Source organism: Mesorhizobium sp. M4B.F.Ca.ET.203.01.1.1 (genome assembly GCF_004791025.1).
Classification (GTDB): domain Bacteria; phylum Pseudomonadota; class Alphaproteobacteria; order Rhizobiales; family Rhizobiaceae; genus Mesorhizobium; species Mesorhizobium abyssinicae.
In genome coordinates this window covers 329,273-351,449 of sequence record NZ_SRUO01000003.1, presented here as the reverse complement: position 1 = coordinate 351,449, position 22,177 = coordinate 329,273, and the positions used below count along the sequence as shown (strand labels likewise).

At 65.8% G+C, this 22,177-nt stretch carries 19 protein-coding genes; 10 read left to right on the top strand and 9 right to left on the bottom strand.

Features of this window, described 5'->3' with window-relative positions; genetic code table 11:
• Positions 1-51 precede the first annotated feature (51 nt).
• Genes EN846_RS08425 through EN846_RS08410 form a run of 4 tightly spaced genes read left to right on the top strand, consistent with a single transcriptional unit; the run spans position 52 to position 4,193 of the window.
• Positions 52-348 carry a sarcosine oxidase subunit delta gene (locus EN846_RS08425; protein ID WP_127286935.1) on the top strand — a complete coding sequence of 99 codons (297 nt, stop codon included), beginning with the start codon at positions 52-54 and terminating at the stop codon, positions 346-348.
• Positions 345-3,338 carry a sarcosine oxidase subunit alpha gene (locus tag EN846_RS08420; RefSeq protein WP_127308943.1) on the top strand — a complete coding sequence of 998 codons (2,994 nt, stop codon included), beginning with the start codon at positions 345-347 and terminating at the stop codon, positions 3,336-3,338. Before EN846_RS08425 ends, EN846_RS08420 begins: the two co-directional genes overlap by 4 nt.
• Positions 3,331-3,909 carry a sarcosine oxidase subunit gamma gene (locus EN846_RS08415; RefSeq protein ID WP_127391341.1) on the top strand — a complete coding sequence of 193 codons (579 nt, stop codon included), beginning with the start codon at positions 3,331-3,333 and terminating at the stop codon, positions 3,907-3,909. Before EN846_RS08420 ends, EN846_RS08415 begins: the two co-directional genes overlap by 8 nt.
• 59 nt (positions 3,910-3,968) lie before the next feature.
• Positions 3,969-4,193, top strand: coding sequence for a hypothetical protein (locus tag EN846_RS08410; RefSeq protein ID WP_127308945.1), 225 nt, complete (start codon positions 3,969-3,971; stop codon positions 4,191-4,193).
• A 69-nt stretch (positions 4,194-4,262) separates the two neighbouring features.
• Here EN846_RS08410 and EN846_RS08405 read toward each other — a convergent pair whose 3' ends face one another.
• From EN846_RS08405 to EN846_RS08380, 6 genes are all read right to left on the bottom strand, one after another.
• Positions 4,263-4,508, bottom strand: coding sequence for a DUF680 domain-containing protein (locus EN846_RS08405; protein ID WP_127286101.1), 246 nt, complete (start codon positions 4,506-4,508; stop codon positions 4,263-4,265).
• Between the two features lie 219 nt (positions 4,509-4,727).
• The gene (locus EN846_RS08400) at positions 4,728-5,372 is read right to left on the bottom strand and encodes a TetR/AcrR family transcriptional regulator (RefSeq protein WP_127391342.1); all 645 of its coding nucleotides are present in this window, start codon (positions 5,370-5,372) and stop codon (positions 4,728-4,730) included.
• A gap of 117 nt (positions 5,373-5,489) precedes the next feature.
• Positions 5,490-6,266 carry an SDR family oxidoreductase gene (locus EN846_RS08395; protein WP_127391343.1) on the bottom strand — a complete coding sequence of 259 codons (777 nt, stop codon included), beginning with the start codon at positions 6,264-6,266 and terminating at the stop codon, positions 5,490-5,492.
• An 18-nt stretch (positions 6,267-6,284) separates the two neighbouring features.
• Positions 6,285-7,319, bottom strand: coding sequence for a phosphotransferase (locus tag EN846_RS08390; RefSeq protein WP_127391344.1), 1,035 nt, complete (start codon positions 7,317-7,319; stop codon positions 6,285-6,287).
• Positions 7,316-7,840, bottom strand: coding sequence for a MaoC family dehydratase (locus EN846_RS08385; protein WP_281015710.1), 525 nt, complete (start codon positions 7,838-7,840; stop codon positions 7,316-7,318). The genes EN846_RS08390 and EN846_RS08385 overlap by 4 nt, the downstream gene beginning before the upstream one ends.
• Entirely contained in the window at positions 7,841-8,656 is an 816-nt protein-coding gene (locus tag EN846_RS08380) for an SDR family oxidoreductase (protein WP_127391345.1), read from the bottom strand.
• A gap of 130 nt (positions 8,657-8,786) precedes the next feature.
• Between EN846_RS08380 and EN846_RS08375 the strand changes: the two genes are divergently transcribed.
• Together EN846_RS08375 and EN846_RS08370 are read left to right on the top strand one after the other, a co-directional pair.
• A complete protein-coding gene (locus EN846_RS08375; RefSeq protein WP_127391346.1) occupies positions 8,787-10,028 on the top strand; it encodes an acyl-CoA dehydrogenase family protein in 1,242 nt (413 codons plus the stop codon).
• 50 nt (positions 10,029-10,078) lie between these two features.
• Positions 10,079-11,116 carry a zinc-binding dehydrogenase gene (locus EN846_RS08370; protein WP_127391347.1) on the top strand — a complete coding sequence of 346 codons (1,038 nt, stop codon included), beginning with the start codon at positions 10,079-10,081 and terminating at the stop codon, positions 11,114-11,116.
• Between the two features lie 196 nt (positions 11,117-11,312).
• On the opposite strand, the gene EN846_RS08360 is transcribed toward EN846_RS08370, so the two are convergent.
• The 3 genes from EN846_RS08360 to EN846_RS08350 form a co-directional block, all read right to left on the bottom strand.
• Entirely contained in the window at positions 11,313-14,444 is a 3,132-nt protein-coding gene (locus tag EN846_RS08360) for an efflux RND transporter permease subunit (protein ID WP_127391348.1), read from the bottom strand.
• Positions 14,441-15,604, bottom strand: coding sequence for an efflux RND transporter periplasmic adaptor subunit (locus EN846_RS08355; RefSeq protein WP_135913829.1), 1,164 nt, complete (start codon positions 15,602-15,604; stop codon positions 14,441-14,443). Before EN846_RS08355 ends, EN846_RS08360 begins: the two co-directional genes overlap by 4 nt.
• 166 nt (positions 15,605-15,770) lie before the next feature.
• Positions 15,771-16,598, bottom strand: coding sequence for a MurR/RpiR family transcriptional regulator (locus tag EN846_RS08350; RefSeq protein WP_127284149.1), 828 nt, complete (start codon positions 16,596-16,598; stop codon positions 15,771-15,773).
• A gap of 149 nt (positions 16,599-16,747) precedes the next feature.
• On the opposite strand from EN846_RS08350, the gene EN846_RS08345 reads away from it, so the two are divergent.
• The 4 genes from EN846_RS08345 to EN846_RS08330 all read left to right on the top strand — a co-directional run bounded on the left by EN846_RS08345 (position 16,748) and on the right by EN846_RS08330 (position 22,167).
• Positions 16,748-17,545 carry an N-formylglutamate amidohydrolase gene (locus EN846_RS08345; RefSeq protein WP_127308953.1) on the top strand — a complete coding sequence of 266 codons (798 nt, stop codon included), beginning with the start codon at positions 16,748-16,750 and terminating at the stop codon, positions 17,543-17,545.
• Between the two features lie 40 nt (positions 17,546-17,585).
• Positions 17,586-19,142: an amino acid permease gene (locus tag EN846_RS08340; RefSeq protein ID WP_135913828.1), complete on the top strand. Its 1,557-nt coding sequence runs from the start codon at positions 17,586-17,588 to the stop codon at positions 19,140-19,142.
• A gap of 87 nt (positions 19,143-19,229) precedes the next feature.
• The gene (locus EN846_RS08335; RefSeq protein ID WP_127393994.1) at positions 19,230-20,600 is read left to right on the top strand and encodes a glutamine synthetase family protein; all 1,371 of its coding nucleotides are present in this window, start codon (positions 19,230-19,232) and stop codon (positions 20,598-20,600) included.
• Positions 20,601-20,778: 178 nt separating this feature from the next.
• Entirely contained in the window at positions 20,779-22,167 is a 1,389-nt protein-coding gene (locus EN846_RS08330) for an aldehyde dehydrogenase family protein (RefSeq protein ID WP_127393993.1), read from the top strand.
• Positions 22,168-22,177 lie beyond the last annotated feature (10 nt).

Sequence of the window (22,177 nt, the reverse complement as noted above, 5' to 3'; positions counted from 1 at the left end):
GGCTTTGCGACCAACCGGCCACCGGCCACGGCGAATTGTAGGAACCAACAAATGCTTCTCATCCGCTGCCCCTATTGCGAGGAAGAGCGCCCGGAACTCGAGTTCCGCAACGCCGGCGAGGCGCATATCGCGCGCTCGACCAACATTGCCGGCGAGAGCGACGACGATTTCGAGAAGTTCTTCTTCATCCGCTCGAACCCCAAGGGGGTGATCTATGAGCGCTGGCGCCACATGCATGGCTGCGCGCGCTTCTTCAACGCCGTGCGCGACACCGTCACCGACAAGTTCATCATGACCTACAAGGCCGGCGAGCCGAAGCCTGCGAAGCTGCCGGGAGCCTCGAAATGAGCATCTCTTTCCGCATTTCCGGCGCCGGCCGCCTCAAGCAGGCGAAGACCGCCCGCTTCAGCTTCGACGGCCAGGCCTATACCGGCGTCGAGGGCGACACGCTGGCCTCGGCGCTGCTCGCCAACGGCGTCCATCTCGTCGGCCGTTCGTTCAAGTACCATCGGCCGCGCGGCTTCCTGTCGGCCGGCGCGGAGGAGCCCAACGCGCTGGTGCAGATCGTGCGCGACGATGCACGTAAGACGCCGAATGTGCGGGCGACCGTGCAGGAGCTCTATGACGGGCTCACCGCCAACTCGCAGAATCGCTGGCCGTCGCTCGCCTTCGACGTCGGCGCGGTCAACGACATTGCCTCGCCGCTGTTCTCGGCCGGCTTCTACTACAAGACCTTCATGTGGCCGAAGGCGGCCTGGAAGAGCCTCTACGAACCGAAGATCCGCGCCGCGGCAGGCCTCGGCGTGTCGCCGGACAAGCCTGATCCCGACCACTACGGCGCGCGCTATGCCCATTGCGAGGTGCTGGTGCTGGGCGGCGGCGCTGCCGGCATCGCCGCGGCGCTCGCCGCGGCCGAGACCGGCGTCAGGGTGATCCTCGCCGACGAGCAGGCCGAATTCGGCGGCAGCCTGCGCTTCGAGGCCGGCGCCAGGATCGACGGCGAGGACGGCTTTGCCTGGGCGCAAGCTGCGATCGCCAGGCTCAAGGCAATGGACAACGTCCGGTTGCTGACGCGCACGACTGCTTTCGGCTATTACGCGCAGAATTTCGTCGGCCTGGTCGAGCGCGTCAGCGACCATTTGCAGAACCCCGGCCGCGAACTGGCGCGCGAGCGCCTCTGGCAAGTCCGCGCCAGCCGAGTCGTGCTGGCGACCGGCGCCATCGAACGGCACATGGTGTTCGCCGACAACGACCGTCCGGGCGTCATGCTGGCCTCGGCCGCGCGCACCTATCTCAACCATTACGGCGTCGCCGTCGGCAGGAATGTCGGCGTCTACACGGCAAACGATTCCGCCTATGCGGCGGCGATCGACCTGAAGAAGGCCGGCGTCAACATCGCGGCAATCGTCGACCTGCGCGACAACCCGACCGGACCGGTGATCGACGAGGCGAGAGGACTGGGCATCGAGATCAATTTCGGCCGCGCCGTTGTTCGCGCCGGCGGCAAGCTGCGCGTGTCGTCGATGACGGTGCAGCCGAAGAATGGCGGCGGCGAGCGCACCATCCCGGTCGACGCGATCCTGATGTCGGCCGGCTGGACGCCGTCGGTGCATCTGTTCTCGCAGTCGCGCGGCAAGGTCGCCTTCAACGAGGAGACGCGGCGCTTCGTGCCGGGAACCTACGCGCAGGACTGCGTTTCGGTCGGCGCCTGCAACGGCACGGATGGCCTCGACGCGACGGTCGACGAGGCCTATGCGGCGGGCGCCAAGGCGGCGAAGGAGGCCGGCGGCAAGGCGGGTAAAGGCGCCAAGCCGAAGGTCGATGCCAGCGAGAGCTGGTCGCGCGGCATGCTGGGCGCCGCGCCCGGCGCCGGACAGGGCACGACGGTCAAGGCCTTCGTCGATTTCCAGAACGACGTCACCGCCAAGGACATCCGCCAGGCGGTGCACGAAGGCATGCACTCGATCGAGCATGTCAAGCGCTTCACCACCAACGGCATGGCGACCGACCAGGGCAAGACGTCCAACATGCACGGCCTGGCGATCGCCGCCGAGACGCTCGGCAAGCCGATCCCGCAGGTCGGCCTCACCACCTTCCGCGCGCCCTATACGCCGGTCACCTTTGGATCGATCGTCGGCCATGCGCGCGGTGCGTTGTTCGACCCGACGCGTCGGACGGCGATCCATCCCTGGGCCGCGGCGCAAGGGGCGGTGTTCGAGGATGTCGGCCAGTGGAAGCGCGCCTGGTATTTCCCCCGGGGAGCCGAGGACATGCACGCAGCCGTGGACCGCGAATGCGTCACCGTGCGCAAGACGGCCGGCCTGTTCGACGCCTCGACGCTGGGCAAGATCGAGGTGGTCGGGCCGGACGCGGCCAAGTTCATGGAACTGCTCTACACCAATCCGTGGGAGAAGCTGGAGCCCGGCCGCTGCCGCTATGGCATCATGCTGCGCGAGGACGGCTTCATCTATGATGACGGCGTCGTCGGCAGGCTGGCGCCGGACCGCTTCCATGTGACGACGACGACGGGCGGCGCTCCGCGCGTCATGCACCATATGGAGGACTATCTCCAGACCGAGTTCCCGCATCTCAATGTCTGGCTGACCTCGATCACCGAGCAGTGGGCGGTCATCGCCGTGCAAGGGCCGAAGTCGCGCGACATTATCGCGCCGCTGGTCGAAGGCATCGACATGTCGGACGAGGCGCTGCCGCATATGTCGGTGCGCGAAGGCAAGATCTGCGGCGTGCCGACGCGGCTGTTCCGCATGTCGTTCACCGGCGAGCGCGGCTTCGAGGTCAACGTGCCGGCCGACTACGGCCAGGCCGTCTGGGAGGCGCTGTGGGCCGAGGGCCAGAAGCATGGCGCCTGCGCCTACGGCACCGAGTCCATGCACGTGCTGCGCGCCGAGAAGGGCTACATCATCGTCGGCCAGGATACCGACGGCACGGTGACGCCGAACGATGCAGCCCTCGACTGGGCGGTCGGCAAGAAGAAGCCCGACTTCGTCGGCATCCGTGGCATGGCCCGGCCGGATTTGGTCGCCAAGGGTCGCAAGCAGCTTGTCGGCCTCAAGACTAAGGACCCCAAGGTGGTGCTGGAAGAGGGCGCGCAGATCGTCGAGGATCCTGGCCAAGCGATCCCGATGAAGATGATCGGCCACGTCACCTCCAGCTACTGGTCGGAGAATTGCGGCCGTTCGATCGCGCTGGCGCTGGTCGCCGGCGGACGCGACCGCATGGGCAAGACGCTCTATGTGCCGATGCCGAACGGGACGATCGAGGTGGAAGTCACCGGCATGGTGTTCTTCGACGAGAAGGGGGAGCGCCTCAATGGCTAAGGCTGCCGCAAAGACAACCGCTGCCGGCTCGTCGGCCGAGCGCCGTCCGGCGCTGGCCGGGCGCACGATAGAGGCGAAGGGCGTCACGCTCGCCGTGCTGGCGCCGGCCGAGCGCATTTCGGTACGCGCGCCGGAGGCTTCGCTGACCGCGCTTTCGAAGGCGCTCGGCGTGAGCTTGCCGACAAAGCCGAAGACCTCGGCGGCCAAGGCCGGGCGCACGGCGCTCTGGCTCGGACCGGACGAATGGCTGGTGATCGACGAGGCGGGCAAGGATCCGCTCGCCGACTGCGCCAAGGTGACGGCGCTGCATTCGGCGGTTGACATCTCGCACCGCAACGTCGCGTTTTCCGTCACCGGCCCGGCGGCCGCCGTGACCGTCAACTCCGGCTGCCCGCAGGATCTCTCTCTTGACGCGTTCCCGGTCGGGGCGGCTTCGCGCACCATCCTCGGCAAGGCCGAGATCGTGCTGCTGCGCACGGCGGCGGATGCCTTCCGGGTCGAATGCTGGCGTTCGTTCTCGGACTATGTCTTTACTCTGCTGTCGGAAGCGGCGAGCGACGCGGCGGCGTGAGGACAGGAACCATCGCCACGCCACGCCGTTTTGCGGCAGCGTGTCGAGGGAGAATGCCGATGCCGTCGAAATCCGCGCCGAAGCCACCGCCAAGGAAGACGGCGGCCGTCCGCTCGCTCGAGCACGAACGAACACACGAGGTCGAGGAAGAGGAACTCGAGGAAGGTCTCGAGGACACGTTCCCGGCCAGCGATCCGGTGTCGATCACCTCGACCTCCATTCCGGGCGGCCCCGCAAGACCTGGCAAGGCCAAGACGGTGCCGGGGCGCAAGCCACGCAGGTAAGAAGGCCAGCAAAAAGGGCGGTCAGGATATCCTGCCGCCCTTTGAGTATTTCGTGGCGTTCGAACCGCCTTAGAACGTGCTGGGCACGATCCACGGATCGATTTCGATGCCCAGACGCTGGCCCTTGGCGGCGTCGGTCTTGGTCGTCGCGCCGGTCTTTTCGACCGAGCCGGTCGTGCCGCAATCGAGCTTCACATTGGCGTTGGTCTGGACGCAAGCCGCGGCAGGAGCCTGCTTGGCCTGATGGCTGGTGCCGGCGAAAGCGGCGCCCGAGAAAGCCAGGACGGTAGCGAGAGCGAGGATTGTCTTTTTCATCATCTTTCTCCGGTCAATCTTGTTCGTACATGTACGATATGGCGTACATATACGTCCGGAGGAGTGGGAGTTCAAGTGAGAAATTGTACATGTACGGTCAAATTTTCTGAAAATACGAAAATGTCGCACTGCGCGACGCTCGGCCAGATCGGACGGTAAAAGCCGGGGGTTCGCTCCTGCGCAATTCCGGCCCAAAACCGCTGGGCGGAATTGCTCCAGTCAGCAGTTGACTGGCGTCTCGGTCAGCGGCGGCACGTCCTGCGTCGAAAGCGAGGCAAGCGTGAAATCGCACATCCGCTTCACGAAGGCCTGCGGGTCACCGAACGGATAGAACGGAAAGGTGATCAAGAGCGAGATCGTGCCGTGGCCGACCGCCCACAGCATGGTGGCGATGGCGCGCGGGTCGCCCTTGAGCTTGCCGGCGGCGACGCAGGCCTCGACCCTGCTGATCAGCACCTTCATCGCCGGATTGCCCTCTTCCATGTCCTCGTAACTGCGGCCTTCCGGCAGCCGGGTCTTTTCGGTCATGAAAACGGTGCGGTATTCGTTGGGATTGCCCAGGCCGAAGGCGGCGTACTCGGTCATCACCGCCTGCAGGGCCTCGATCGGATCGTCGGCGGGGTGCGCCTCGATCCGCCGCGCCAGCGTCTCGAAGGCGTCCTCGGCCAGCGCGAACAGGATGTCCTGCTTGTCGGCGAAGTAGGAATAGACCGACATCGGCGCGTAGCCGACCCGCTTGGCCAGCTTGCGGATGGTCAGGCCCTCATAGCCTTCTTCCTGAACGAGCTTGTGGGCCGCTTCGACCAGTTCGGAGCGCAGCTCTGCTTTCTGTTTTTCGCGGCGTGTCTGGACGCTCAACGGCAAGGTTTGCCTGCCTTCGTTGGTTGGTTGCCTTGTTAAATTATATACGCTGTACGGAAACGAACAAGTGCGTGGCAGGTTCCCCAACGTCCGCCCTAACCCTTTGTTCCAACGCAATTCCTAGATGGCGCCGATGCCGCCGTCGAGCGCCAGCGCATGGCCGGTCATGAAGGAGTTGGCGGGATCGGCAAGAAACAGGATCCCCGTCGTGATCTCGTCAACCTCGCCGACCCGCTTCATCGGCACGCCGCGCGTGAGTTCGGCAATCGCCTCGGCTTCCGGGGAGCCGCTGGCGCGGACGAAGCCGTCCACCATCGCGGTCCTGGTATGCGCGGGACAGACTGCGTTGATGCGCACGCCCTTGGTGGCATATTCGGCAGCGGCCGAGCGCGTCAGCCCGACAACGCCATGCTTGGCGGCGGCATAGACCGACAGCTTGGGCGCGCCGGACAGGCCGGCGACAGAGGCGACGTTGACGATGACGCCGCCCTTGCCGCTTGCCTTGAACTGCCGTTCCATCTGCGGGATCTGGTGCTTCATGGCGTAGAAGACGCCGAGCAGGTCGACCTCCAGCACCCGGCGCGCCTCGTCCGACGCCACCTGCGGCAGGCGCACGAAGGAATGGACGATGCCGGCATTGTTGACGGCAATATCGAGCCGGCCGTACTTCTCCACCGCCAGCGCGACGAGATCCTCGGAGAGTTTCTCGTCGGCGATGTTGCCGGGGAGGATTGTCGACTCGACATCAAGCGTCGCGGCGAAATCGCGTAGCGCAGCCTCGTCGAGATCGGAAAGAACCAGCCGCGCACCTTCGGCGGCGAAGGCGTTTGCCGCGCCGCGGCCGAGGCCGCCGGTCGCACCGGTGATCAGCACCGTCGCTCCATCGAAACGGCCCATCGCTCAGTTCTCCCATTGTCAAATCTTGTTGTCGATCAGGTCCACGGCGAGCGCGGCAAGCAGTTTTACCGCCTCGCCATAGGTCCTGGCCTTTTCCGGATTGGAGGCGTTGCCGTCCAGCGCGCGGCGGTAGACGCCCTGGCAGATCGCCGCCAGCCGGAAGAAGGAGAAGGCGAGGAAAAAGCTCCAGTTGCCGATGCCGGCAAGGCCGCGGCGGCGGCAATAGGCGTTGACATAGGCTTCTTCCGAGGGCAGGCCGAGGGCTGCGCGGTCGACCCCGCCGAGGCCGCGAAAGCCCGATGCATGCGGCAGGCGCCATTGCATGCATTGATAGGCGATGTCGGCGAAGGGGTGGCCGAGCGTCGACAGCTCCCAGTCGAGCACCGCAATCACTTGCGGCTCGCTGGCTGCGAAGATCATGTTGTCCAGCCGGTAGTCGCCATGCACCAGCGAGACCCGGCCATCATCGGCCGGCATGTGCGTCTCCAGCCAGGCGATCAGCCGATCCATGTCCGCCACCATGCCGGTTTCGGAGGCGCGGTACTGGCTGGTCCAGCGGCCGAACTGGCGTTCGAAATAGCTGCCGGACTTGCCGAAATCCACAAGCCCGACAGCTTCGACGTCGACATCGTGCAAGGCGGCCAGCGTTGCGTTCATGGCGTCGTAGATGGCGGCGCGATCCTCGTTCCCGGATGCATCCGGCAGCGACGGGTCCCAGAAGATGCGGCCGTCGAGGAACTCCATGAGGTAGAACATGCGGCCGATGGGCGATTCCTCGCCTGACAGATGCAGCATGCGCGGCACCGGCACGGCGGTGGCGGCAAGCGCCTTCATCACCCGGAACTCGCGATCGACCTGGTGCGCTGATTTCAGCAACTGGCCCGGCGGCTTGGCGCGCAGTACGTAGCGGCCGCTTGCCGCGGTCAGAAGATAGGTCGGGTTCGATTGTCCGGATTTGAACTTCTCGATGGCGGAAAGCCCGCCAAAACCCGGGATATGCGCCTCGAGATAGGGCGCAAGCGCCGCCTGATCGAGCGCGTTCAGGTCGTTCATGCGGTCTCGGGCTGGCGCTCGATTAGCGTCAGGGTCAGCCAGCGCGCGGTCAGCGCCGGCTTCTTCGAGCCCTCGATCTCGATGGTCACGTCATGCGCCGTCTGCACCCAGCCCGAGGGCCTGACCTTGACGTCGGCGAGCACGAAACGGGTGCGGATGCGCGCGCCGGTCTTTACCGGCGCCAAAAAGCGCAGCGAATCGAAGCCGTGGTTGACGCCCATCTTGCTGTTTTCGAGCGGCGGCATGGTCTCGAAGGTCATCGCCGAGAGCAGCGACAGCGACAGGAAGCCATGCGCGATGGTGCCGCCGAACGGCGTCTCGCGGCTGGCGCGGTCTGGGTCGCAGTGGATGAACTGGTGGTCGTCGGTGGCGTCGGCGAACTGGTCGATCATGCGCTGCGTGACCACACGCCAGGGCGACACGCCGACTTCCTTGCCGACGCTGGCCAGAAGCACATCGAGACTGATCGGTTCCACGCTGATGTCCTCCACTTCACCCCCGCCGGCGTTCCGGTCGGACATTCATTCCTTGAACAGGGTCAGCCCATGCTGCACCGACTGGCCGCCGTCGATCGGCAGGATGGCGCCGGTGACGTAGCTGCCCGCACGGCTGCACAAATAGAGCGTTGCGCCGGCAATGTCATCCGGCATGCCGATGCGGCCGATCGGAACATGGCCGCCGACATGTTTCGCCTGTTCCTCGGTTCCGGTCGCAAAGGCAGTCATCCGGCTCTGGAAGGGACCGGGGGCGAAGGCGTTGACGGTGATGCGGCGGGCGGCGAACTCGATCGCCAGCGTGCGCGTCAGGTGATGAACCGCGGCCTTGGAGGCGGTGTATGAATAGGCATCATCGGCAAGCGGCTGCGTGCCCATCACCGAACCCAGATTGATCACCCGGGCCGGATCCGCCTCGCTGGCGGCGGCGTCGAGCAGTGGCAGCAGCTCGCGCGTCAGATGGAAGACGGCGGTGACGTTGACGCCGAACACCTTGGCCCACGCGTGGTAGGGGAACTCTTCCAGCGGCGCGCCCCAGGAGATGCCGGCATTGTTGACCAGAATGTGCAGCCGCTCCGTCCGCGCCTTTACCTCGGCGACGAGCGCGGCGATGCCGGCCTCGCTGGAGACGTCGCCGGCAAAGCCCTCGGCATGCCCCGGGCCGCCGAGGGCGTTGAGTTCGTCCGCGACCTTGATGCAGTCCTCGCCCTTGCGGGAGGCGATCATGACGCTGGCGCCGGCCCTGACCAGGGCGGTCGCCGCCATGCGGCCGATGCCGGTCGCGGCACCCGTGACCAGCGCGGTCTTGCCGGCGACCGAGAACAGCTCGTCCAGATAGCTCATGGCGCTCCTCCGCAATCTCGCCGCAGGCCGAGGCCAGGGGACTCGCCTGGGGACTCGCGTTGACAAGGCTAGCCGAAGTACGGTCATCCTTGCCACGGGTAAAGAGGCATCTCCGAAAGGACCGGAAGCGATGGCGGATATGAATCTCGGCATGACCGAGCGACTGAAGCCGATCCACGCGCGCGTCGCGGCGATGGTGCGCGACGAGATCGCGCCGCTCGGCGAGGAGTTCCTGGCCGAGATCGGCAAGGGCGGCGACCGCTGGGTCTACACGGCGCGGCAGACCGAAATCCTCGAGGGCCTCAAGAAGACCGCCCGGGAACGCGGGCTGTGGAACTTCTGGCTGACCGGTTCCGAGCGCGGCTATGGCCTCTCCACGGTCGAATACGCCTATCTGGCGGAGGAGATGGGCAAGGCGCATCTGGGAGCCGAGACCTTCAACTGCTCGGCGCCCGACACCGGCAATATGGAGGTGCTGGAGCGCTACGGCTCGGCGGAGCACAAGCAACAATGGCTGGAGCCGCTGCTCGACGGCAGGATCCGCTCGGCCTATCTGATGACCGAGCCGGACGTCGCCTCCTCCGACGCCACCAACATTTCGATGCGCTGCGAGCGGCGCGGCGACGATTATGTGCTCAACGGCGAGAAATGGTGGGCGTCCGGCGCCGGCGATCCGCGCTGCGCCATCTACATCGTGATGGTCAGGACAGGCTCCGGCGACGATCCGCGTCATCGCCAGCATTCGATGATCCTGGTGCCTTCCGATGCGAAGGGCGTGACCAAGCTCAGGGCCATGCAGGTCTATGGCGACGACGATGCGCCGCACGGCCACATGCATCTCAGGTTCGACAATGTGGTCGTGCCGGCGTCGAACCTGATCCTCGGCGAGGGCAGGGGCTTCGAGATCGCGCAGGGGCGGCTGGGACCGGGCCGCATCCATCACTGCATGCGCGCCATCGGCCAGGCCGAGATGGCGCTGGAGATGCTGTGCCAGCGCTCGGTGCGCCGCGAGGCCTTCGGCCAGCCCCTGGCGAAACTCGGCGCCAATTTCGACACCATCGCCGAATGCCGCATGGAGATCGAGATGGCGAGACTGCTCTGCCTCAAGGCGGCATGGATGATCGACCAGGGCGACGCCCGCGCCGCCGCGCCCTGGATCAGCCAGATCAAGGTCGTGGCGCCGCGCGTCGCGCTCAAGGTCACCGACGAGGCGGTGCAGATGTTCGGCGCGCAAGGCATCAGCCAGGACACGCCGCTGGCGCGCTCGTGGACGCATCTGCGCACGCTGCGCCTCGCCGACGGGCCCGACGCCGTGCACCGCCGGCAGGTGGCGCGAACCGAGCTGAAGAAATACACGCAGGAGAAGGTCTGAGCGCGAGGCTTGGCCAGTCACTGCTCTGCGACAAGCAAGGAGTATCCCCGATGACCCTCCCATCCGAAATGAAGGCGCTGCTGCTGACCGGCGACGGCTACACCAAGACGCCATCGGGCAGCGCGCTTGAGACGATGGACCCCTATCTCGAGCAAGGCACGATCGCGGTGCCGACACCCGGACCGAGCCAGGTGCTGATCAAGGTCAGCCTGGCCTCGATCAACCCGTCCGACGTCGCCTTCATCAAGGGCCAGTACGGCCAGCCGCGGGTCAAGGGTCGGCCGGCCGGCTTCGAGGGCGTCGGCATCGTGGCCGCGACCGGCGGCGAGCCCTACGCAACGGGTCTGGCCGGCAAGCGCGTCGCCTTCGCCACCGGCCTGTCGAACTGGGGCGCCTGGGCCGACTATGCGGTCGCGGAAGCGGCGTCCTGCATCCCGCTGCTCGACACGGTGCGCGACGAGGATGCGGCGGCGATGATCGTCAACCCGCTCACCGCGCTCGCCATGTTCGACATCGTCAAGCAGGACAGCGAGAAGGCCTTTGTCATGACAGCCGGCGCCAGCCAGCTCTGCAAGCTGATAGCGGGCCTCGCCAAGGAAGAGGGCTACAAGCCGATCGTCACCGTGCGCCGCGACGAGCAGATCGCGCTGCTCAAGGAAGTCGGCGCCGCCCATGTGCTCAACGAGAAGGCGCCGGATTTCGAGGCCAGGCTGCGCGAAGTGATAAAGGCAGAGCAGCCGCGCATCTTCCTCGACGCGGTCACCGGGCCGCTGGCCTCGGCCATCTTTAACGCCATGCCGAAGCGCTCGCGCTGGATCGTCTATGGCCGGCTCGACGCGGAGCCGACGGTCATCCGCGAGCCGGGCCAGCTGATCTTCCAGCACAAGCATATCGAAGGCTTCTGGCTCGCTGAATGGATGCGCGAGCACCGCGACCGGATGGGTCCGGCGGTCATGGAGGCGCAGAAGCGCTTTTCCGACGGCCGCTGGTCGACGGATGTGACGGCGGTGGTGCCGCTGGAAGAGGCGATCGGCCGCGCGGCGGGGGAGCTCGCCAAACCGAACGGCAAGGTGTTCATCAAGCCGTAGGTTTTCCCTTCACCCCGTTCACGGGGAGAAGGTGCCCGAAGGGCGGATGAGGGGCGGCGCTGACGGCCGTGATTGGCCGTGCTGCTGGCGTTCGTCGTCATCGATACCAGGCGGCAATCTCGCAAGCTTGGTGCTGCCCCTCACCTGCCTGCCGGCATCCTCTCCCCGTATAGTGACGGGGAGAGGAGAGCTAGACCTACTCCGCCGGCTCGACGTTGGTGTAGGCGGCTTCCTCGAGCTCGCGCTTCAGCCGTGCTTCCTCGTGCGTCTTCGGCGTAACGAAACGGCCGAGCAGCAGATAGGCGACCGGGGTCAGGAACAGGGTCGAGACGGTGGCGAGGCCAAGCCCGCCGACGATCACCCAGCCGAGCGCAATGCGCGCCTCGGCGCCGGCGCCGACGGCCAGCACCAGCGGCACGCCGCCGAGCACGGTGCAGATCATCGTCATCATCACCGGGCGCAGGCGGATGATGGAGGCCTGCTCGATCGCCTCGCGCACCCCGAGCCCGCGGTCGCGCAGCTGGTTGGCGAACTCGACGATGAGGATGCCGTTCTTGGCCATGACGCCGACGAGCAGCACCAGGCCGATCTGGCTGTAGGCATTGAGGCTGGTCCCTGAGAGCAGGAGCGCGAAGATCGCGCATGCCAAACCCAATGGCACCGTCGCCATGATGATGATGGCGCTGACGAAGCTTTCGAACTGCGCGGCAAGCACCAGCAGGATGATGACCAGAGCGAAGCCGAAGATGGTGATCATGGCGCTGTTGGTCTCGCCCAGCGTCGCCGCCTCGGCGAGCGGCAGGATGCGGCTGCCCGGCGGCAAGAGCGGCGTGGCGATCTCCTCGGCGCGGCTCAGCGCGTCGCCGAGCGCGAAGTCGCCTGACAGGTTCGAGGTGATAGCGACCGACGGCTGCTGCTGCTCGCGCGTCAGCGACGGCGGCACGGCGCGTTCGGTCAGCGTGGCGATGGTCGACATCGGCAGGAAGCGACCGTCGCCGGTCTTCAGGAAGATGTTCTCGAGGTCGGTCGGGTCGTTGATCGGGTTGGTCGTCGACACCAGCTTCACGCCATAGCTGCGGTCGGCGATATAGACGTCGACGACGTCGTTGCCGTCGAGCATGGCCTGCAGCGTGTCGGCCAGCCCGGTGATGTCGATGCCGAGGTCGGAGGCGCGTTCGCGGTCGATGGCGACGGCAAGCTGGGGCTGGGTCGGGTCGACGGTGAGCCGTGGCGTCTGGAAGCGCTGATCCTTCTGCATCTCGGCAATGACCTTGCCGGCCGCCTCGCCGAGCGCCTTGCGGTCGTTGCCGACCAGCGCGAACTGCAGGCCGTTGCCGGCGCCGCGAATGCCAAGGCTGTTGGGCTGTACGGGGAAGACGCGCACGCTCGGCACCTGCCTCGTCAATCGGCTGATCTCGGCCACGATCTGCTGCTGGCTGCGCGCGCGCTCGCTCCACGGCGCCAGCGTCATCACCATGAAGCCTGAGTTGTAGGCGCCGTTCTGGCCGGCGTTTTCGAAGGTGCTGCGGATATCGCCGGAATCGCGTAGCGGCTGGATCAACCTCTCGATCTTCTGCATCTGCTCGGTCGTGTAGTCGAGGCTGACGCCTTGCGGCGCGCTGATGCGCAACAAGACGACGGCGCGGTCCTCGCTCGGCGTCAGCTCCTGGCGGATGGTGCCGAAAAGCGTGAAGGCGATGCCGGCAAAGAGCACGGCCACCAGCACCACCAGCCACGGCGCGTCGAGGCAGGCGTGCAGGCAGCGCCGGTAGGTCGCGTTCAGCGCGCCGCCGATGCGGGCGCCGACGCCCTTGCCGCCTTCATGGTGGAGCGAGGCGCTGGACAGCATGCGCGAGGCGAGCATCGGGCAAAGGGTGAGCGCGACCACGCAGGACAGAAGCACCGACATCGCCAGCACGAAGCCGAATTCGCGAAACAGGCCGCCGGTCTGGCCGGGCAGGAAGGAGATCGGCACGAAGACGGCGACCAGCGTCAGCGTGGTGGCGATGACGGCGAAGAACACTTCCTGCGCGCCGAGCACGGCGGCGGCGCGGGGCCCCATGCCTTCGTTGCGCCGGCGCACGATGTTTTCGAGCACGACGATGGCGTCGTCGACGACGAGGCCGGTCGCCAGCACCAGCGCCAGCAGCGTCAGGATGTTGACCGAGAAGCCGGCGAGATAGATCGCGGCGATGGTGCCGATCATGGCGACCGGCATCGACAGGCCGGGGATCAGCGTCGCGCGCCAGTCGAGCAGGAAGGCGTAGATGACGATCAGCACGATCGAGACCGAGAGCGCCAGCGCGATCTCGACCTCGTGCACGGCGCCGTTGACAAAGACCGCGTCGTCGCTGGTGACCTTGATCGACATGCCCTTGGGCAGGTTCTCCTGCAGCTTGGCGACCGCCGCCCTGACGCCGGTCGAGATGTCCAGCGTGTTCGATTCCGCCTGGCGGATGATGCCGAGGCCGATGCCGGTCTTGCCGTCCGAACGCAGCGCCGTCTGGCCGACGTCGGGGCCGAGCGTGACGGTGGCGACATCGCGGATGCGCGTCTTGCCGCCGACGGTGATGTTCTCGAACTCCTCCGGCGTCGTCACGTCCGCCGTCGTGCGCACGATCAGGTCCTGGTTGGTGGTGGTGATCGAGCCGGCCGGCGAATCGAAGGCGACCGAGGCAAGGGCCGTGCGGAGATCGGCGACGGTGAAGCCGTGGCTGGCGAGCTTGTTCTGGTCGACGTCGATGCGGAAGATCTTGTCGCGGTCACCGGAGACCTGGACGTCGGCGACGCCCGGGACGGCGGCGAGCTCGTCCTCGATCTGGTCCTGGACGATCACCGTCATGTCCTGCACCGACATGGTGTCGGAGGTGACCGCCAGTCGCATCACCGGCTCGGAATTGGCATCGGCCTTGACGATGCGCGGCGTGTCGGCCGTGTCCGGTATCTGGTTGGAGATGCGGCTGACGGCGTCGCGCACATCGGAGGCGGCGACGTCGAGATCGACACCGTCGTTGAACTCGATGGTGACGCGGCTGTTGCCGAAGGAGGAGGTCGACGAGATCGACTTGACGCCGGAGACGCGCGCGACCGCACCCTCGATCGTGTCGGTAAGCTCGCGATCGACGGTCTCGGCTGCCGCGCCCTCGAAGGTGGTGCTGACGGTGATGACGGGGCGGTCGACATCCGGCAGTTCGCGGATCTCGACGCCATAGAAGGCGGCAAGGCCGGCGACCGCGATCAGCGTGTTCAGCACCAGGGCCATGACCGGCCGGCGGATGAACAGCGCGGTGAAGCCGCTCTCGCTGGCGATGTTGGCGCCGCCGCTCATGGGTTGCCGGCTTCGGCGGCGCGCTGCTCCTCGCCGGCGATGCGGACCTCGCCGCCCTCGCTGACGCTCTGGGTGCCTTCGGTCACCACCATGTCGCCGCTGACGATCGGCGCGTCGATCAGCACTGTCTCGGTGTTGCGCTGGATGATGCGCACCGGAACGCGTTTGGCCTTGCCGTCGGCGACCGCCCAGACATAGGCGCCGTCGGACCCCCACAGGATGGCCAGCGGACTGACCGCCGGATAGGAGTCGCCCGGGAATTTCATGCTGATCTGGAACGACATGCCGGCGCGCAGCGAGTCCGCCGGGTTGGCGATCGTCGCCTTGACCAGCAGCGTGCGGCTGACCTCGTCGATATGGTTGTCGATTGCCGAGACCGTGCCGGTATAGACCTGGCTGGGGTTGGCGATCGGCGTCGCCGACAGTTGCGCGCCGACCTTGACGGCGGCGGCGAAGCGCTCGGGCACCAGGAAGTCGACCAGTATCGAGGAGCGGTCGTCGAGCGTGGCGATGGCCGACTGGCTGGTCACGTAATTGCCGGCGGAGATCGGCAGCATGCCGACCGTACCCGCTATGGGCGCCACGATCGAACGGCGCTGCAGGGCTAGCTCGGCGTCGCGCAACGACAGCTTGGCGTTGGCCAGCGCCACCTCGGCATCGGCGACGGCGACCGGCGTCGCGGCGTTCGAGGCCCGCAGCGACTTGACCCGGTCGAGCTTGTCCTGCGCGTCCTGCAGGCCGACCTTGGCGCGGTCCTCGGCAATCACCTCGGTGTCGGAATCGAGCGTGGCGATGACCTGGCCCTTGTCGACATGGGTTCCGGAGGCGACCAGGAATTGCACGAGACGTCCGGAACTGTAAGGGTTGACCGTCACCGAGGCGTTGGCTCGGCCGGTGCCGATCGCTTGCAGGCGGTCGTTGATGGTGGCGGTGCTCGCCGGCAGGGCGACGACATTGGCCGGTCGCCGGGTGCTGTCGCGACCGCTCGCCTGCCTTGCCGGGTCGACGGCGCCGGTCGTCTGCGCCGATGTCGCGGCATCGGCCCATTCGATGCCCCAGCGTGCCAGCACCTCATGCGCGCCGGGGAAAAAGCGTACCCAGGCGGCCGCGGCGGCCACCAGGATCACAAGCGCAAAAACGATCTGTTTCCAGGCGGCCATCGGCACTCCGGTCGGCAAAACGCCTACAGTTTCCCCAAGCAAAAAACGCAGCGACGCACCCCGGCAATGTGCGAAGCCACGCGATATCATGGCTTTATGGCAATTCTGCCGCTGCCGTGCACATTAAATCTGCGTAACGTTGGCCGGCCGCCGGACCAAAGGTTGCCTAGCGCAGCCCTTCCAGCTCACGGATGCGCTTGGCGCCGTCGGCCTCGAGCTGCCTCGTGACGGCGCCGATCAGCGTCTCGGCGACGACGAAGAGGGCGGCCGAGGAATCCCAGGCCGAGGGCACGGCGGTGCGCCCGGCGATGACATGGCGGGCGAAACGGGCGATCGGCGACAGCCACTGGTCGGTGAACAGCACGATCTGGACGCCGCGCTGATGCGCCGTCTCGGCAAAGCGCACCAGGCTGTCCTGGTAGCGCCTGATGTCGAAGATCACCAGCACGTCGCGCTTGCCCATGTCAATCAGCCGGTCGCGCCAGATGCTCTCCTGTCCGGCGAGGTGGTAGACGTCCGGCTGGACGATGGCGAGGTGGGCGGCCATGTAGCGCGCCAGCGGATCGGTGAAGCGGCCGCCGATCAGGAAGGTCTTGCCGCGCCGCTCGGCAAGTTTCGCGGCGATGTCGGCCAGTTGCTTGTCGGACAGGTGCCTGAAGGTCTCGCGCATGTTCTCGAGCGTCGCCTCGAGCATCGGCGACACCGCGCCGCCGCCGGGCGAGGCCGGGTTGAGCGTGCGCGATGCCGGCGACTGCAATTGCGCCGCCAGCTCGTCCTGAAGCGCCGACTGGAATTCCGGATAGTTCTGGAAGCCGAGACGGGCAACGAAACGCAGGATCGTCGGCGAGGACACGCCGGCGGCGGCCGAAAATTCGGCGACGGTCTTAAGCCCGATCAACGGATAGTTGGCGATCAGCGTCTGCGCCGCGCGCCGCTCGCCGGCCGGCATGGCGCCGATGCGGTCGGAAATCAGTTCGGCGATGCTGGAGATCATGGTTTTTCCCCCACCTATTGGCCCGGTCGACGCCGTTCCCCGAAATCGCGTTTGACAAAGCCGGACAAACTGTATGAAATCATCCGCAGGGACGCAATGAGACAAAATACGTAACATACGATACAGCGCTCCCGAGGGGACGACTGACTATGGAGACAGCACGGCCCGCCAGCCCTGCATCGCCTGAAACCGTAAGGGTGACCAACCCCGGCGGGGCGAGCCCATTTGTTCTGACTTGCGACCACGCCTCCAACTTCCTGCCGCCTGAATTCGGCACGCTCGGCCTGCCGACGGAGGACCTCTCCCGCCACATCGCCTGGGATCCCGGCGCACTGCCCGTCGCCCATCGCATGGCCGCCGCGCTCGATGCCACGCTGGTCGAAACCCGCATCTCGCGCCTCGTCATCGACTGCAACCGGCCGCTCGATGCGCCGGACCTCGTGCCTCCGGTCAGCGAGACCACGGTCATTCCCGGCAATGCCGGTCTGTCGGACAATCAGCGCGCCGCGCGTATCGATCTGTCGTGGCGGCCGTTCCATGACTCGATCGCAGGCATCATCGACGAGCGGCTGGCGCGCGGACAGGAAACGCGGCTGGTGTCGGTGCATTCCTTCACGCCGGTCTACAAGGGCAAGAGCCGGCCCTGGCACATCGGCATCATCCATGACGAGGACCGCCGGCTGGCAGCGCCCCTGATCGCAGCGCTCAAGCGGCTCGCCGGCGTCACTGTCGGCGTCAACGAACCCTATTCGCCGGCCGACCGCGTCTATTTCACGCTGGAACGCCATGCGCGCTCGCGCGGCCTTGCCTGCGCGATGATCGAAATCCGCAACGATGAAATCTCCGGCGAGGCCGGGCAGCGGAGATGGGCGGATCTGCTCACCGGCATTTTTTCTGATCTGGAGCCCGAGGAGGCCAGCGGCTCCCGACAACGCGCAGTGGGATAGTCAGTACAATCGGCCAGCTAAGAACTAAAGGGGACTTCAAATGGCAGCACCGGGTTATACCGAAGTTGATAAGGCGGAGGACGTAAAGCACCTCCACAGCATGGGCTACGCCCAGGAACTGGAGCGGCGCCTCAGCCGCTTTTCGAATTTCGCGGTTTCGTTCTCCATCATCTGCATCCTGTCCGGCGGCATCAATTCGCTGGCGCAGGCCACCTCCGGCGCCGGCGGCATCGGCATCGGCATCGGCTGGCTGGTCGGCTGCTTCGTCTCGCTGACCTTCGCGGTCGCCATGTCGCAGATCAGTTCGGCCTATCCGACGGCCGGCGGCCTCTATCACTGGGGTTCGATCCTCGGCAATCGCGGCACCGGCTGGGTGACGGCCTGGCTCAACCTGCTCGGCCTGATCACCGTGCTCGGCGCCATCAATGTCGGCACCTGGACCTTCTTCGTCGGCGCCTTCGGACCGGCGCTCGGCATCGAGGGCAATCTGACCAACCAGATGATCTTCCTGATCATCATCACCGGCGCCCAGGCGCTGATCAACCATCTCGGCATCAAGCTGACGGCGAAGCTCACCGACTTCTCGGGCTATCTCATCTTCTTAGGCTCGATCCTGATCGCGATCGTCTGCCTTGCCGCCGCCGAGACCTGGGATTTCAGCCGTCTCTTCACGTTCCACAACTACTCGGGCGAGGCCGGCGCCAATGTTTGGCCGTCGGTGTCGAATGCCTGGGTGTTCGCGCTCGGCCTGCTGCTGCCGATCTACACCATCACCGGCTACGACGCCTCGGCACACACCTCCGAGGAAACCATCAAGGCGGCCAGTTCCGTGCCGCGCGCCATGGTCATGTCGGTCATCTGGTCGGCCGTCTTCGGCTACCTGTTCCTGGCCGCCTTCATCCTGATGATCCCGAACATGGACGATGCCGCCAAGCAGGGCTGGAACGTGTTCTTCTGGGCCTTCGACCAGCGTGTCAGCCCCGGCATCAAGGAGTTCGTCTACCTCGTCGTGTTGGTTGCCCAGCTGCTGTGCGGCCTGGCGACGGTGACTTCGGCCTCGCGCATGATCTTCGCCTTCTCGCGTGACGGCGGCCTGCCGGGTTCGGCAGCGCTCGCCAAGGTCAGCCCGACCTATCGCACGCCGGTGGCGGCGATCTGGACGGCGTCGATCCTGTCGGTGCTGTTCGTCTGGGGTTCGACCCTGGTTTCGGTCGCCGGTACCTCGGCCTACACCATCGTGGTGTCCTGCACGGTCATCTTCCTGTTCCTGTCCTTCACCGTGCCGATCGTGCTCGGCATGCTGGCCTGGGGCACGCCGAAGTGGGACAAGATGGGCCCGTGGAACATGGGGCGTGCGATCTTCATGCTGTTCGGCGTCCTCTCCATTCTGTCGATGATCCTGATCTTCGTCATCGGCATCCAGCCGCCGAACGACTGGGCGCTCTACATCACCGTCGGCTTCTTCATCCTGACGGCGATCGTGTGGTTCGCGTTCGAACGCAACCGCTTCCAGGGCCCGCCGCTCGGCGACATCATCGCGGCGCGCCAGGCGGCGATCCAGGCGGCCGAACAGGCGGTCGGCGAAACCGGCCACTGACTTCCATAACCATGGCCATGGCCGGCCTCGCGCCGGCCATGGCTGCGTTTATCCCTCTCAACGACCAAGCGCTGGAGTGCCAAAAGAATGGCCGGAAATTTCTCGTTCGATCAGTTGAAGAAAGCGGTCTCCAATGGCGAGATCGACACGGTGTTGGCTTGCATCGTCGACATGCAGGGCCGGCTCGTCGGAAAGCGGTTCCTTGCCCAGTATTTCGTCGATTCCGCGCATGGCGAAACGCATGGCTGCAACTATCTGCTTGCCTGCGACATCGATATGGAGCCGGTGCCGGGCTACAAGGCGGCGAGCTGGTCGAAGGGTTATGGCGACTTCGTCATGAAGCCGGACCTTGCGACGCTGCGGCGGCTGCCGTGGCTCGAAAAGACGGCGCTTGTGATTTGCGACGTGCTCGACCACCACGACCATGAAGACCTCGCGCATTCGCCGCGCGCGATCCTGAAGAAGCAGGTCAAGCGCCTGAAGGATCGCGGCTATATCGGCTACTTCGCCTCCGAGCTCGAATTCTACCTCTTCAACGAGACCTACGATTCCGCCCGCAAGAAGCACTGGCACGGCCTCGACTCGGCCTCGCCCTACATCGGCGACTACCAGATCGGCATCACCACCAAGGAAGAAGGCGTCATGCGCCGGCTTCGCAACGAGATGGAAGCTGCCGGCATTCCGATCGAGAACTCCAAGGGCGAATGGGGCCCGGGCCAGGAAGAGATCAACGTGCGCTACGCCGAAGCGCTCGACATGGCCGACCGCCACGTCATCCTGAAGAACGGCGCCAAGGAGATCGCCGATTCCGAAGGCAAGTCGATCTCCTTCATGGCCAAGTACAATTACGGGCTCGCCGGCAACTCCAGCCACATCCACAATTCGCTGTGGAGCGCCGACGGCAAGACGCCGCTGTTCTTCGACAAAAACGCCGAATGGACGCTGTCGACGCTCGGCCAGCAATGGGCGGCCGGTCAGCTCAAATACGCCAAGGAATTCACCTGGTTCCTGGCGCCCTACATCAACTCCTACAAGCGCTTCCAGGCCGGCACCTTCGCGCCGACCAAGATCATGTGGAGCGAGGACAACCGCACCGCCGGTTTCCGCCTGTGCGGCGAGGGCACCAAGGGCATCCGCATGGAATGCCGGATCGGCGGCGCTGACTTGAACCCCTACCTCGCCTTCGCGGCGCTGATCGCGTCCGGCCTTGCCGGCATCGACGAGAAGCTGGAACTGCAGAAGCCGTTCGTCGGCGATGCCTACCAGGCCTCGCGCCTGCCCGAGATCCCGAAGACGCTGCGCGACGCCACCGAGACGCTGTCGAAGTCGAAGATGCTGAAGCAGGCCTTCGGCGAGGATGTTGTCGAGCATTATGTGCATACGGCCCGCTGGGAGCAGTTCGAATACGACCGCCGGATCACCGATTGGGAACTGCACAGGGGGTTCGAGCGGTACTAGGGTGCCGGGTTAGCGCCGGCGCTGCCCTCGCCCCTACGCTCTATCGGTGAAGAACGGGGAGGGGGCGTCAGCGCAGGAGTTTCGCCCTTCTCCCCGTATGGGGGAAGGTGGCGGCAGGCGGATGAGGGGCGGCGCCACGCCACATGATTTTCGATTGTTGTAAAACTGCGAGGAAGACATGACCGAGACGGTCAAACTCAAATCACCCATCGACGGCTCGATTTACGCCGAGCGGCCGGTCGCCACCGATCAGGCGATCAATGCCGCGGTCGAGCGCGCCAAGGCGGCGCAGGAGAAGTGGGCGGAGACGCCGGTCGTCGAGCGTGGCAAGTACATGCTGGCGATGCTCGAAGCGCTGGTCGCCATGACCGACGAGATCGTGCCGGAGATCGCCTGGCAGATGGGCCGCCCGGTGCGCTATGGCGGCGAGTTCGGCGGCGTCAAGGAACGCGTCAACTACATGGTCGAGATCGCCGAACAGGCGTTGAAGCCGGTCCTGGCCTCCAACCCGAAGGACGGCTTCCGCCGCTATGTGAAGAAGGTGCCGCTCGGCGTGGTCATGGTTATCGCGCCGTGGAACTACCCCTATCTCACCGCCGTCAACACCATCGTGCCGGCGCTGATGGCCGGCAGCGCGGTCATCCTCAAGCACGCGGCGCAGACGCTTCTGGTCGGCGAACGCTTCCAGCAGGCTTTCGACAAGGCCGGCCTGCCCAAGGGCCTGTTCCAGAACCTCGTCCTGAACCACGGCCAGACCGAGAGGCTGCTCGGCTCCGGCAAGATCGACCATGTCAACTTTACCGGCTCGGTCGCCGGCGGCCGCGCAATCGAGAAAGCCGCGGCCGGCACCTTCATGAGCCTCGGCCTCGAGCTCGGCGGCAAGGACCCGGCCTATGTGCTGCCCGACGCCAAGATGGACCATGCGGTCGCCAATCTGGTCGACGGCGCCTTCTTCAATTCCGGCCAGTGCTGCTGCGGTATCGAGCGCGTCTATGTTCACGAGAAGGTCTATGACGAGTTTGTCGAGGGCTTCATCGCCGAGACCAGGAACTATGTCGTCGGCAATCCGCTGGAGCAGGCGACGACGCTGGGGCCGATGGCGCAGGCACGCTTCGCCGACCTGATCCGCGAGCAGAAGGCCGAGGCGCTGCGCAAGGGTGCCACCGCGCATGTCAACATGAAGGTCGCCAGTGACAAGCCTGGCTCGCCCTATCTGGCGCCTGAAGTGCTCACCAATGTCGACCACCAGATGAGCGTCATGCGCGAGGAGAGTTTTGGTCCGATCGTCGGCATCATGAAGGTGCGCAACGACGAGGAGGCGATCGCTTTGATGAATGACAGTCCCTACGGGCTGACGGCATCTATCTGGACGCGCGACACCGAGCATGCGGCGGCGATCGGCGACCGCGTCGAGACCGGCACCGTGTTCATGAACCGTTGCGACTATCTCGATCCGGCGCTCGTGTGGACCGGCGTCAAGGACACCGGCAAGGGCGCAGCACTTTCGGCGATCGGCTACGACAATCTGACCCGGCCGAAATCATTCCACCTGCGTGAAGCGATCTGATTTTTTTCGA

Coding starts and splice junctions, on each gene's coding strand:
- EN846_RS08425 (WP_127286935.1), top strand. CDS start 52: ATGCTTCTCATCCGCTGCCCCTATTGCGAGGAAGAGCGCCCGGAACTC.
- EN846_RS08420 (WP_127308943.1), top strand. CDS start 345: ATGAGCATCTCTTTCCGCATTTCCGGCGCCGGCCGCCTCAAGCAGGCG.
- EN846_RS08415 (WP_127391341.1), top strand. CDS start 3,331: ATGGCTAAGGCTGCCGCAAAGACAACCGCTGCCGGCTCGTCGGCCGAG.
- EN846_RS08410 (WP_127308945.1), top strand. CDS start 3,969: ATGCCGTCGAAATCCGCGCCGAAGCCACCGCCAAGGAAGACGGCGGCC.
- EN846_RS08405 (WP_127286101.1), bottom strand. CDS start 4,508: ATGAAAAAGACAATCCTCGCTCTCGCTACCGTCCTGGCTTTCTCGGGC.
- EN846_RS08395 (WP_127391343.1), bottom strand. CDS start 6,266: ATGGGCCGTTTCGATGGAGCGACGGTGCTGATCACCGGTGCGACCGGC.
- EN846_RS08390 (WP_127391344.1), bottom strand. CDS start 7,319: ATGAACGACCTGAACGCGCTCGATCAGGCGGCGCTTGCGCCCTATCTC.
- EN846_RS08385 (WP_281015710.1), bottom strand. CDS start 7,840: ATGTCCGACCGGAACGCCGGCGGGGGTGAAGTGGAGGACATCAGCGTG.
- EN846_RS08380 (WP_127391345.1), bottom strand. CDS start 8,656: ATGAGCTATCTGGACGAGCTGTTCTCGGTCGCCGGCAAGACCGCGCTG.
- EN846_RS08375 (WP_127391346.1), top strand. CDS start 8,787: ATGGCGGATATGAATCTCGGCATGACCGAGCGACTGAAGCCGATCCAC.
- EN846_RS08370 (WP_127391347.1), top strand. CDS start 10,079: ATGACCCTCCCATCCGAAATGAAGGCGCTGCTGCTGACCGGCGACGGC.
- EN846_RS08360 (WP_127391348.1), bottom strand. CDS start 14,444: ATGAGCGGCGGCGCCAACATCGCCAGCGAGAGCGGCTTCACCGCGCTG.
- EN846_RS08355 (WP_135913829.1), bottom strand. CDS start 15,604: ATGGCCGCCTGGAAACAGATCGTTTTTGCGCTTGTGATCCTGGTGGCC.
- EN846_RS08350 (WP_127284149.1), bottom strand. CDS start 16,598: ATGATCTCCAGCATCGCCGAACTGATTTCCGACCGCATCGGCGCCATG.
- EN846_RS08345 (WP_127308953.1), top strand. CDS start 16,748: ATGGAGACAGCACGGCCCGCCAGCCCTGCATCGCCTGAAACCGTAAGG.
- EN846_RS08340 (WP_135913828.1), top strand. CDS start 17,586: ATGGCAGCACCGGGTTATACCGAAGTTGATAAGGCGGAGGACGTAAAG.
- EN846_RS08335 (WP_127393994.1), top strand. CDS start 19,230: ATGGCCGGAAATTTCTCGTTCGATCAGTTGAAGAAAGCGGTCTCCAAT.
- EN846_RS08330 (WP_127393993.1), top strand. CDS start 20,779: ATGACCGAGACGGTCAAACTCAAATCACCCATCGACGGCTCGATTTAC.